This window comes from Spirochaetota bacterium, assembly GCA_038043445.1.
In the GTDB taxonomy this organism is placed as follows: domain Bacteria; phylum Spirochaetota; class Brachyspiria; order Brachyspirales; family JACRPF01; genus JBBTBY01.
Map to the genome: position 1 here is coordinate 1 of JBBTBY010000168.1, position 10,340 is coordinate 10,340.

At 54.5% G+C, this 10,340-nt stretch carries 16 protein-coding genes; 13 read left to right on the forward strand and 3 right to left on the reverse strand.

The features are described 5' to 3' along the window. From AABZ39_20485 to AABZ39_20545, 13 genes are all read left to right on the forward strand, one after another. Positions 1 to 449: hypothetical protein (locus tag AABZ39_20485; GenBank protein MEK6797164.1), on the forward strand; the 449-nt coding region annotated here is incomplete at its 5' end. A gap of 112 nt (positions 450 to 561) precedes the next feature. Then, positions 562 to 1,134, forward strand: a complete 573-nt coding sequence (locus tag AABZ39_20490; protein MEK6797165.1) for an RNA polymerase sigma factor — start codon at positions 562 to 564, stop codon at positions 1,132 to 1,134. Between the two features lie 14 nt (positions 1,135 to 1,148). Beyond that, entirely contained in the window at positions 1,149 to 1,478 is a 330-nt protein-coding gene (locus tag AABZ39_20495) for a hypothetical protein (GenBank protein MEK6797166.1), read from the forward strand. A gap of 284 nt (positions 1,479 to 1,762) precedes the next feature. Beyond that, positions 1,763 to 2,728, forward strand: a complete 966-nt coding sequence (locus AABZ39_20500) for a VOC family protein (GenBank protein ID MEK6797167.1) — start codon at positions 1,763 to 1,765, stop codon at positions 2,726 to 2,728. Positions 2,729 to 2,749: 21 nt separating this feature from the next. Then, a complete protein-coding gene (locus tag AABZ39_20505) occupies positions 2,750 to 3,127 on the forward strand; it encodes a DUF1428 domain-containing protein (GenBank protein ID MEK6797168.1) in 378 nt (125 codons plus the stop codon). 354 nt (positions 3,128 to 3,481) lie between these two features. Further along, positions 3,482 to 4,360, forward strand: coding sequence for an AraC family transcriptional regulator (locus tag AABZ39_20510; GenBank protein ID MEK6797169.1), 879 nt, complete (start codon positions 3,482 to 3,484; stop codon positions 4,358 to 4,360). 56 nt (positions 4,361 to 4,416) lie between these two features. Then, the gene (gene rpmE, locus AABZ39_20515) at positions 4,417 to 4,620 is read left to right on the forward strand and encodes a 50S ribosomal protein L31 (protein MEK6797170.1); all 204 of its coding nucleotides are present in this window, start codon (positions 4,417 to 4,419) and stop codon (positions 4,618 to 4,620) included. A gap of 12 nt (positions 4,621 to 4,632) precedes the next feature. Beyond that, entirely contained in the window at positions 4,633 to 5,199 is a 567-nt protein-coding gene (gene efp / locus AABZ39_20520) for an elongation factor P (protein ID MEK6797171.1), read from the forward strand. Then, positions 5,177 to 5,629 carry a biotin/lipoyl-containing protein gene (locus AABZ39_20525; protein MEK6797172.1) on the forward strand — a complete coding sequence of 151 codons (453 nt, stop codon included), beginning with the start codon at positions 5,177 to 5,179 and terminating at the stop codon, positions 5,627 to 5,629. The genes efp and AABZ39_20525 overlap by 23 nt, the downstream gene beginning before the upstream one ends. A 17-nt stretch (positions 5,630 to 5,646) precedes the next feature. Beyond that, on the forward strand, positions 5,647 to 7,044 hold the full coding sequence (gene accC, locus AABZ39_20530; protein ID MEK6797173.1) for an acetyl-CoA carboxylase biotin carboxylase subunit: 1,398 nt from the start codon (positions 5,647 to 5,649) through the stop codon (positions 7,042 to 7,044). A 4-nt stretch (positions 7,045 to 7,048) separates the two neighbouring features. Further along, entirely contained in the window at positions 7,049 to 7,453 is a 405-nt protein-coding gene (locus AABZ39_20535; protein MEK6797174.1) for an Asp23/Gls24 family envelope stress response protein, read from the forward strand. 15 nt (positions 7,454 to 7,468) lie between these two features. Beyond that, positions 7,469 to 8,059: an alkaline shock response membrane anchor protein AmaP gene (gene amaP, locus AABZ39_20540; GenBank protein MEK6797175.1), complete on the forward strand. Its 591-nt coding sequence runs from the start codon at positions 7,469 to 7,471 to the stop codon at positions 8,057 to 8,059. Between the two features lie 4 nt (positions 8,060 to 8,063). Further along, positions 8,064 to 8,294 (forward strand): DUF2273 domain-containing protein, encoded by a 231-nt coding sequence (locus AABZ39_20545; protein MEK6797176.1) that lies wholly within the window; start codon positions 8,064 to 8,066, stop codon positions 8,292 to 8,294. A gap of 204 nt (positions 8,295 to 8,498) precedes the next feature. On the opposite strand, the gene thiE is transcribed toward AABZ39_20545, so the two are convergent. The 3 genes from thiE to AABZ39_20560 all read right to left on the reverse strand — a co-directional run. Then, positions 8,499 to 9,140: a thiamine phosphate synthase gene (thiE, locus tag AABZ39_20550; protein MEK6797177.1), complete on the reverse strand. Its 642-nt coding sequence runs from the start codon at positions 9,138 to 9,140 to the stop codon at positions 8,499 to 8,501. Between the two features lie 10 nt (positions 9,141 to 9,150). Beyond that, positions 9,151 to 10,110 carry an aldo/keto reductase gene (locus AABZ39_20555; GenBank protein ID MEK6797178.1) on the reverse strand — a complete coding sequence of 320 codons (960 nt, stop codon included), beginning with the start codon at positions 10,108 to 10,110 and terminating at the stop codon, positions 9,151 to 9,153. A 19-nt stretch (positions 10,111 to 10,129) separates the two neighbouring features. Then, on the reverse strand, positions 10,130 to 10,340 hold a 211-nt coding region (locus AABZ39_20560), incomplete at its 5' end, for a plasmid stabilization protein (protein ID MEK6797179.1).

Here is a 10,340-nt window from a genome sequence, read left to right on the forward strand (position 1 = left end):
AGCTCATCAACAGCGGTGTGGAGGGCAGCGGTTTTGCCGGAACGTCTTGGATGAAATGGGACCGATTGCTTTCCTCGGGGCGGCGTGTGCTCGGCTTTGCGAACCATGACGCGCATTCGACGAACAGCATACGCGAGACGGCCACCGTCGTGCGTGCGGCGGACAGGACATCGAAGGCAGTGCTCGCTGCCTTGAGGAGCGGGAATTTCTACTGCTATAACGGCGTTAGCATCACCGACATCGGCAGGCGGGGGAATACGATATTCGTCGGAACGGAGAATGCGCAGCTGATACGGTTCATTTCCTTCGGGGGCGGCGTGATCAAGAAAGTACGGACGAATGCCGCGGAGTTGACCATGACGGCGAGCGAGCGGTATCGCTATGTGCGCATCGAGTGCCTCGGCGCCGGCGATGAGATATCGTATTCACAGCCGTTCTTTCGGGAATAGATGTTTTCTCAGGCCGTAGCGAGCGGCCCGCTTGTATCGGTCCCCATTTGACACACCCGCGGTTTTTCTGTTATTATGGAAGAGAAGAAGCTTATTGACATCGGAGACACGGATGGAATTGGTGCGCGAAGGTTCGGCCCCGACCGACCAGGACCTCATCACCCGGCATAAGACCGGGGATAGCGGCGCGGCGAACGCATTGCTCGCGCGGTATAAGGATTACATTTTCCGGCTCTGTTATCGTTACATGCAGAACTATGAGGATGCGATGGACCTTATGCAGGAAGTGCTTGTGCGCATGTTCCGGGCGCTTGACCGCTATGAAGAACGCAATTATCTCAAGGGATGGATATACCGCATCGTGGCGAACACGGCGATCAATATGAAAAAGGTCAACGCGCGGCGCGCCGTTCCGAACACGGATTATTTTGAGACCGTACGGGACGAACATGCCGACGCGACAAGCCCGCTCGCGGTATCGTTCCTCACCGAGATGATATCCCGTGCCGCTCAGACGCTTTCAGGAAAACAGCGCGACGTATTTTTTCTGCGCTATTATGAACAGATGTCATACGGCGAGATAGCCCGTGCGATAAAGATCTCTGCGAATTCGGCAAAGAGCAATTATTTCTACGCACTCACAAAGGTCAAAGCGGCGCTTGAGCGTGCGGGGGTGCATCTATGAAAGAGGCGATGAGCATGTTCAAGAAGAAGCTTGAGGCACTGCGTCCGTCCGCGGATGTATCGATAACCGATATTGATTTCGATCGCGTGATGGGGAATGCGCACCGCATTGCACGGACGCGGCGCACTGTCATGGACGGTGTCGTCACGGTGCTTTCATCCGCCCGGGCGAGCATAATACTTTCCGCGGCGATAGCGCTTGCCGTGCTTTCGGTGCTGGCGGTGTTCCCGCGCGCGAAGCATGAACATGAACCCAAGCCGAAGCTTGAGAGCCAGATACCGGACGACAGGATACCGGACAGGCGCAATCTGAGGAATGTGGACTTGAACGCCGGACAGATCTGAGCCGGCAACACAATACCATTCGGAGAAATATCCGCGGACACCGGCTCCTATCTCCACATCGAATGGATCGTCGGGGAAAAGTCGTGTCGCAATCATTATGTCAATATCGTCTCCGGGCCGCAGTATACGTTCCGTTCCGAAGTGTACGGCGGCAGGGAGGAGTGCGTCGCGGCGGCGCGGGATTTCATCAACAGGTGCTTCGCGGTTTTATGACTTGGTCAAAGTGACATCATCAATTAAAATTATTATAATTATGGTGATAGGAAATCGAAGAGGAGGAATCTATGGGTCAGAAAATAACGCCGTTCTTATGGTTTGAGAAGGAAGCGCGGAAAGCGGCGGACTTTTACGCATCGATCTTCAGGGGATCGAAGATCAAAAATGTTTCGGAGCTGAATAATACACCCTCCGGCACCGTAGAAATCGTCACGATGGAAATATACGGAAAAGAGATAACACTCATGGCCGCCGGACCGGTTTTCAAACTTACTCCGGCAATATCCTTTCTTATCGCCTGCGAGACAAAAGAAGAAGTCGATGCATTGTGGAAAGGATTGTCGGATGGGGGCACGGCGCTTATGGAGCTCGGTACGTATCCGTTCAGCGAACGGTACGGCTGGGTGTCGGACAAGTACGGTCTTTCATGGCAGGTGATGTACATGGGCACCCGCGCCATTCGGCAGAAGATCATTCCCACAATGATGTTCGTGGGCGATCGGTGCGGAAAAGCGGAAGAGGCGATACACTTTTATATGTCCGTGTTCAAGGATTCGGGCATTGGTGACATTATACGCTACGGTGCCGGGGAAGAGCCCGATAAGGAAGGGGCGGTGAAGCACGCGGATTTTTCGATCGAAGGCGAATCGTTTGCCGTCATGGACAGCGCATATCCGCACAAATTTTCAATCAACGAGGCGATATCGTTCGTGGTGCATTGCGTAACGCAAAGGGAGATAGACTATTACTGGGAGAAACTCTCAGCCGTTCCCGAATCCGAACAGTGCGGCTGGTTAAAGGACAAGTACGGTGTGTCGTGGCAGATCGAACCGGCCGTTCTCAGTAAGATGCAGTCCGATAAGAACGCCGCGAAGGTTGCGCGGGTTACCGAAGCGTTCCTCAAAATGAAAAAATTCGATATACAAGGACTTGAGCGGGCGTTTGCGGGGGGAGGTAAAAAAAATCCGGTGAAACGAGTGAAGCGACCGGGCAAGACAAAAAAGAGGGTGAGTGGAACTCGGCGTAAAAAATAATTTTTCAAGAAGGAGTACTGTATGGTAAAAAACAAATCGGCCTATGTCGACGGATTCGTATTGGCTGTTCCGAAAAGTAAAATAAACAAATACCGCGAGATGGCGCGGCAGGGCAAAGAGCTCTGGATGAAATACGGTGCGTTGAACTATAAGGAATGTATTATTGATGATGCGAAGCCGAAGTTTGTCACCTTTACCTTCCCGAGGATGGCGAAGGCGAAACCGGGCGAGGTGGTATGGTTTTCGTACATCGAATTTCGGTCGAAGAAACATCGCGACCGGGTGAACGCCCGTGTTATGAGCGATCCGTCGATGAAGCCGCCCGATCCGAAGGAAAAAATGCCCTTTGACATGAAGCGAATGGCGTACGGCGGGTTTCGGGTAATGGTGACGAGTTGAATGTATATAGCGCCATCCCGTAGCGACTTTGCCGCCGGGCAGCGCCCTTTGGGTGCACGCATGGCGCGCGCCTTGCTGCGGCCGCACGTCTAGCAGCTCAGTGCAAGTGCCGATGCGTAACTGCAGACGGGATAGGAGAGGTGTTGTCGCGATGGAGTACATATCGTTGAAAATCGCTGAAAAAGCGTGCAAGAGGTAACGCAGCATCGTGGCATCGTCGTCCCGGAGGTAGCGGATGTTAAGCGGGATAGGGGATTGACGGTATCCGGTGGCGGGAATATACTATACATGTATGCATGCGCCTATGGCGCAGCCTGGCGGCGAAGCCGCTATGGACAGTGTCGGCGGCAAGAAATGAAAAGTCCTATTCGTTTTACGAAGGAATTCGATACGCTCTCAAACCCATTCTATGAGAACGATACCACGCAGTTCTCGCTCAATGACCCGATAAGCATTCGCCGTACGGTCACCGGCCCTGCACGCACATCCGTTCGCCCGCACTTTCACAATACGCTTGAGCTGGTCTATTTCTACGACGGCAAGGGCGGCACGGTATCCGTCGATGGTGTAACGCATCAATATCATGCGCGGGATATTATTGTCATTCGCCCGTATGCCATGCACGGATATACGCTTGTCTCCGATGCCCAGAGATTTCTGCTTTGCAAGATCGAAGTATCGTATCTCAACGAGCTTTTCGGCAATGCCGTCATCCGTGCCGATATGCGTGCTGTTGTGGATGCGCTCTGCCGCCTTATACCGGTGCAGCGCCCGGCGGCGGGGTTGGTACGCGCACTCGAGGCTATGCGCGGCGACCGTGCGACCATCATCGGTCGATTTCTCGAACTCGGCGAGCTCATCAAGCCCATGAGCGGAGCCGCACCGGCGAGCGAGGGTGCATCTGCGTTCGGGCATCTGCTCGCGTACCTGGATAAGCACTATCACAGCAAGATACGGTTAAGCGATGCCGCATCGCATACGGGGTTGAGTAAATACTATTTCGCCCACCGGTTCAAGGCCATTTACGGCGTAAGTTTCATGGATTTCGTGACGAAAATTCGCCTTTCGAAAGCGGAGAATCTTCTCCGGTATACCGACCGGTCGGTGGGGGATATCGCGCTTTCCGTGGGTTTTTCCGATCTTGCCTATTTTACCCGCATGTTCCGGAAATACCGGGGAAAGACACCGCGCGAATTCCGTGCCCAAACCGTTGCGTTATTTCCCCGGCTGTGATAGAATGCTTCGGTCATTCAGACACGATACAATATGTAACATGGAGAACTGCCACGATGAAAGCCGAGATACATCCCCCCTACCATACGACGAACGTCATATGCGCCTGTGGTGCCAAATTCCAGGTGAAGTCAGTATTGAAGGATATTCACGTCGATATCTGCTATAACTGCCATCCATATTTTACCGGCAAACAGAAACTTGTCGATACTGCCGGCCGCGTTGACCGCTTTAAGAAGCGCTACGGGCTTAAGCGGTAACGGGGGGCTTCAATGGCGGTCGGAACGAACGACGTACGCAAAGGCGATACGGTCATCATCGACAACGGTCTTTTTCTTGTTCTGGAAACGGGGCTTCACCGGCAGCAGCAGCGCAAGGCGCAGGTGCGTATGAAGATACGCAATATACGCACCGGGAATGTGCTTGAGAAGAGCTTCAGCTCGACGGATACCATAGACACCGCGGATATATCGTTCAAGAAGTCGCAGTATATGTACCGCGACGGCGATATGTTCCATTTCATGATCAATGATACCTATGAGCAGCTTTCCATCCCGGGGGCAGTTGTCGGCGACGAGAAGGATTTCCTGCTCGACAATATGGATGTGGACCTGCAGTTCTATGAGGACGAGGTCATTGCGGTCAGGTTGCCAATGCATGTTGTACTCGAGGTCACGTATACCGAGCCCGGATTCAAGGGCGATACACAATCCGGCGGAACGAAGCCGGCAACGCTCTCGACGGGAATATCGGTCAATGTGCCGCTGTTCATCAGCATCGGCGAAAAAGTTCGAATCGATACAAGGGATAGGTCGTATGTCGAAAGGGTCAAAGAGTAAGTTACACGCATCGGTTTCCGTTGATGCGCTCAATTCGCTCGTGGAAGCGCTTGAGTCGAGCACGGTCGAGGAGATCGTATTCGAGAAGAACGGCGAGAAGGTAAAGCTTATCCGTGCGCTGCACCCGAAAGCGCCGAGGGCGAAGGCTGTTACCGTTGCCGCTCCTGTCGCGGTACCGGCACCGGCCGCAGAGCCTGTTAAGGACATACTGTCGCCCGGCGTAGGGATATTCCTCCGCGCCAAGGACGAAAAGAGCGATCCCTTCCTGAAACTCCGCGACGCGGTCACGGTCGGGAAGACCGTCGGGATGCTTCTCTTCATGGGGATAAAACACGAGATAAAGAGCGAGATCGACGGCAAGCTTGTCGAGATGCTCGTTGAGGACGGACAGGCGGTCGAATACGGCCAACCCCTGCTCCGGCTTAAGTAGCAGAAAGGAGAATCGGCGTGGCTAAGATAACAAAGATACTCATCGCCAATCGCGGGGAGATCGCGCTTCGTGTCGTACGGGCATGTAAAGAGCTCGGCATACCGACGGTGGCCGTACATTCACAGGCCGATGAGGAATCGCTCCATTCGAAGTTCGCCGACCAGGACGTCTGCATCGGACCGCCGCAGTCGAAGGAAAGCTATCTTAATATCCCGCGCATCATAAGCGCCTGCGAGATAACCGGTGCTGACGCGATACACCCGGGCTACGGGTTCCTTTCTGAGAATGCGGCGTTCTCGGACATCTGCAAAGAACATAACATCAAATTCATAGGCCCGTCGAAAGAAGTCATCAATAAGATGGGCGATAAGGCGAACGCGCGAGAAACGATGAAAAAAGCAGGCGTTCCCATCACCCCCGGTACCGGCATTCTCAAGGATGCCGACGAGGCGACAGGCAAGGCCAATGAGATCGGCTATCCGATAATCCTCAAGGCAACGGCCGGCGGCGGCGGCAAGGGCATGCGCATCTGCCGTTCTGATGAAGAGGTGAGATCGAACCTTCCCATCGCGCAGAACGAGGCGCGCATCGGGTTCAATAATCCCGATGTGTACATGGAAAAATACATCGAGAACCCCCGTCACGTCGAGATACAGATACTCGCCGACGAACATGGCAATGTCATTCACCTGGGTGAGCGTGACTGCTCCCTGCAGCGCCGCCATCAGAAGCTCATCGAGGAATCGCCGTCGCCGGTCATGACGCCGGAACTCCGCGCGAAGATGGGCGATGCCGCCGTCAAGGGTGCGCAGCTCGCCGGTTATCAGGGCGCGGGCACCATTGAATTCCTTGTCGACGATAAAGGGAATTTCTATTTCATGGAGATGAACACCCGCGTGCAGGTCGAACACCCGGTAACGGAATTCGTCACCGGCATAGACATCGTGAAAGAACAGATACTCATCGCCATGGGCGAGAAGCTCCGTTATACGCAGAGCGATGTGAAGATAACCGGCCATGCCATCGAGTGTCGCATCAACGCCGAGGATTGGGAGCATGATTTCCGCCCCTCGCCCGGCAAAGTGACGCGCGTGCACCTGCCGGGTGGTTTCGGCGTGCGCATCGACAGCCACGTATATTCCGACTATTCCATACCGCCGTACTACGATTCGCTCATCGCGAAGTTCATCGTGCGCGGCGAGAACCGCATGAACGCCATCAATAAGATGAAGCGCGTGCTCGACGAGGCGATCATCATCGGCGTGCCGACGACCATACCGTTCCATCAGAAAGTGCTCGAACACCCCGTGTTCATCGAGGGGAAAGTGACGACGAAATTCCTCGAAGAATATGACCTGAAGGATGAACCGAAGGACAAGGGGAAAAAGAAAGCGGTGAAAGGCAAGGGAGAGTAGCGGCATGTGGCGCGGTAAGAATATCTACTACGATGATTCCGGCATTCCCCACGAGGCAGAGGGCGAGATACGCGTCTCCAACGAGGTCATTGCCGATATAACGGCGCATGCGGCGTCCGGCATACGCGGCTTTGTGCGTTTTACCGAGACCATCGTCGACGGGTTCGCGAAATTCTTCACGCAGGGAGATCTTACCGAGGGCATACTCGTCCGGCATGCCGGCGATAATCCCACGGAACGTTCCGTGGAGATAGAGCTTTCCATCGTCGTGCAGTACGGCATGGTGGTGCAGGAAGTGGCCGAAGAGATACAGCGTATCGTCAAGGAACGCGTTGAGGAATTGACCGGCATTACCGTCGCACGGGTGCATGTGAATATTCAGGGCATCGCCCCTGAGAAAAAGATGTAAGGAAGGGTACACGCTATGAATCCGATATCCATACTCTGGTCGCTGGTCCGATACGCCATCTATCTTTTCATACTCCTGCTCGGTGTGGCGCTCGTCGGGCAGTACTACAACAGTCATCTCCTGACGCAGATACTCGACCCGATAAAGAGCTTCATCGAGGAATACATCTTCTCCCGCAATGTCTATTCGCTCCTCTGGGGCATGCTCTTCGTGTTCATCTTCATCGTCGGTGTGGTCACGTTCTTTTCGAACCTTCTTGCGAGCGATCCGTACGTCTCCATCGAGGACGAGCAGGGCTATATCCATGTCTCCGTCGAGGCGATACGCGATTTCGTCAAGAAGATAGCCACCGCCAACCGAGAGGTCATCGACGCACGCGCGAAGGTGGTGTACCGCAAGAAGAAACTCATGGTGTCGCTCCGTCTCGGGGTAAGCTCCCGGCAGTCGATAACCGTTCTCGGCGATCTTATCAAGGACGATATACGCCGGAAGCTCATCGATGTCGTGGGGATAGGTGCGGATAATATCAAGAGCATCGAGATAGCCGTCGAAAGCATCGATAAGCGAACGACGATAAGCGACTTCCGCGACGTGAAGGTGCGGTAGGTCCATGAAAGACCTCATAGACGCCGTCGGGCGCTACATACAGAAGAACCGCTACCGTGTCTTCTTCGCAGGTGTCGGTCTCATCTGTATGATACTCATACTCGTCATCGGCTTCTGGCAGACGCTGTTCATTTTCTCGGGCACCGTCATCGCCGGGCTCATCGGCGCACGCAAGGACAAGGGTCATGTGTTCCGCGCCATACTCAAGCGTTTCATGGTGAGCAAGTACCGATAAGGCACTGTTCTCTTACTGCGAATGCACTCACCCATCCCCCGTGGCGGCTTTGGCCATCCATGGCCGCCGCCAGTAGCGCCGTCCTTGGCGCACACCGCTGCGGAATACGCGGCACTATTACGAATACCGCATTTTTCCTTCCCGTATATGACGAGCGACTGCAAGGCGCCGGAATATCTGGTGTGTTGAAATAGAAAAAGGGGGTCAGGGAAATGACTTTTCTGTTACACCAAGAATTCTCCCAACCTTCTCCCCGATATCCTCAGCCCCGACAATATCCGAAATAATAGCCGCACACTGAGCGCCTGTTCCCATGACCGACCGTACGTTCGCTTCCTTTATCCCGCCGATGGCTACCATGGGGCGTTTCGCTTTTTTAACACATTCGCGAAGACCCTCCAGCCCGAGCGGAGGTGCGGCGTCATCCTTGGTGGCGGTGGCGAACACCGGACCGACACCGAAATAATCGGCGGCATCCGCAGCGGAATCGGCAAGCTGGTGAACGTTCTCGATGGAAAGCCCCACGATCATTTTCGTACCGACGGCGCGGCGTACCGCATCGGCGGGAAGGTCATGCTGGCCGACATGGACGCCGTCGGCGGACACCGCGAGCGCAAGACCGATATCGTCATTGACGATGAAAAGCGCATGATGCATCTTCGCAAGCGCGCGTATCTCGCGGCATTCGGCGTAGCGTTCCCTGGGTGATAATGTCTTTTCACGGTACTGCAGGATGCGCACGCCCGCATCCATGAGCGCTGAGGCGACGAGAAGGTTCGACCGCCCGAGAGAAAGCGTGCGATCGGTTATGCAGTAGAGCGGCGAGGGGAATTCGAATCGCTTCATGATATCGTTCCTAGGGAACGCTTTCGCCGCGCGCGAGCGCAAGCAGGTGATACCATTCCTCGCGGGAGAGAACGACGGCGTCCGCGAGCGCGCTCCCTTTAATATGCGATATGTTCACCGTACCGATGATCGGGATGACAACGGCCGGATGGCGCATCACCCAGGCGAGCAGTATCGCCTCGGGGGAGGTGTTCTTCTGCGATGCGAGTATTCTGATGTACTCGGAAAGCTCCTTGATGTGTGCAGGAGCATCTGCTGCCGGCATGAGCGGTACACCGCGTGCAACGGGGCTCCACGCCTGCACCGAGATATTGTTGAGCCGACAGTAGTCGAGAATGCCGGTGGCAAGCCCCGCCGGTTTTAATGCGATGTTGACGAGCACGCCCTCGGATACGAGATAATGATGCATGACGCTTAACTGCATCTGATTGGCCACTATCGGGCGTTTGACGTATTTACGTATGAGTTCCATCTGCATGACATTGTGATTGCTCACTCCGAAATAGCGCACTTTCCCTGATGCATGGAGTTCGTCGAACGCACGGGCCACCTCTTCCGGGCTCATGAGCGCATCCGGGCGATGGAGCAGCAGTATATCGATATGATCGGTCTTGAGCCGGGTAAGACTTTCCTCGACGGACCTTGTGATATGCTCGAAGCTGAAATCATAGCGGCCGGGCAGCCCTGCTGTCGGCGTATCCTTCGGACGAATGCCGCATTTTGTCTGGAGTACTATCTTCTCACGCGGGACATGCTTCCAAATTCCCGAGAAGAGCTCTTCGCATCGCCCGCGGCCGTAGATGTCCGCATTGTCGAAGAAATTGATCCCCGCCTCATACGCGGCGAGACATGCGTCAACGGCGGCTTTCGGAAGATCGGACGGCGAAACTTGTATCGATGCGAGCTTCATGCAGCCATAGGAAATGCGCGATACCGTGAGATCGGTGTTGGGAATGGATAGCATCTTCATTGGGGGTTCCTATCAGAATTCAATATACTTCATCGTGTGTGCCGATATCGATGGGTATTATCATATCTGTTTCTATGAGAAATTCCATCGAAATGCGGTACGAGAGATTGATGGAGACGGAATACACATCGCTCAGTTTTCCTTTCAGCGTATGAAGACGGAGCGATGGATGATGGGGATTGGCTTCGAGCAGGAGCAGCGTTTTTTCGTACTGGCGAAGCATGTCGGGA

Bases quoted from the DNA above. Each gene is read 5' to 3' on its own strand.
- rpmE (MEK6797170.1), top strand. From the start codon at position 4,417: ATGAAAGCCGAGATACATCCCCCCTACCATACGACGAACGTCATATGC.
- AABZ39_20545 (MEK6797176.1), top strand. From the start codon at position 8,064: ATGAAAGACCTCATAGACGCCGTCGGGCGCTACATACAGAAGAACCGC.
- AABZ39_20525 (MEK6797172.1), top strand. From the start codon at position 5,177: ATGTCGAAAGGGTCAAAGAGTAAGTTACACGCATCGGTTTCCGTTGAT.
- AABZ39_20500 (MEK6797167.1), top strand. From the start codon at position 1,763: ATGGGTCAGAAAATAACGCCGTTCTTATGGTTTGAGAAGGAAGCGCGG.
- efp (MEK6797171.1), top strand. From the start codon at position 4,633: ATGGCGGTCGGAACGAACGACGTACGCAAAGGCGATACGGTCATCATC.
- thiE (MEK6797177.1), bottom strand. From the start codon at position 9,140: ATGAAGCGATTCGAATTCCCCTCGCCGCTCTACTGCATAACCGATCGC.
- AABZ39_20495 (MEK6797166.1), top strand. From the start codon at position 1,149: ATGTTCAAGAAGAAGCTTGAGGCACTGCGTCCGTCCGCGGATGTATCG.
- AABZ39_20490 (MEK6797165.1), top strand. From the start codon at position 562: ATGGAATTGGTGCGCGAAGGTTCGGCCCCGACCGACCAGGACCTCATC.
- AABZ39_20535 (MEK6797174.1), top strand. From the start codon at position 7,049: ATGTGGCGCGGTAAGAATATCTACTACGATGATTCCGGCATTCCCCAC.
- AABZ39_20505 (MEK6797168.1), top strand. From the start codon at position 2,750: ATGGTAAAAAACAAATCGGCCTATGTCGACGGATTCGTATTGGCTGTT.
- AABZ39_20555 (MEK6797178.1), bottom strand. From the start codon at position 10,110: ATGAAGATGCTATCCATTCCCAACACCGATCTCACGGTATCGCGCATT.
- amaP (MEK6797175.1), top strand. From the start codon at position 7,469: ATGAATCCGATATCCATACTCTGGTCGCTGGTCCGATACGCCATCTAT.
- AABZ39_20510 (MEK6797169.1), top strand. From the start codon at position 3,482: ATGAAAAGTCCTATTCGTTTTACGAAGGAATTCGATACGCTCTCAAAC.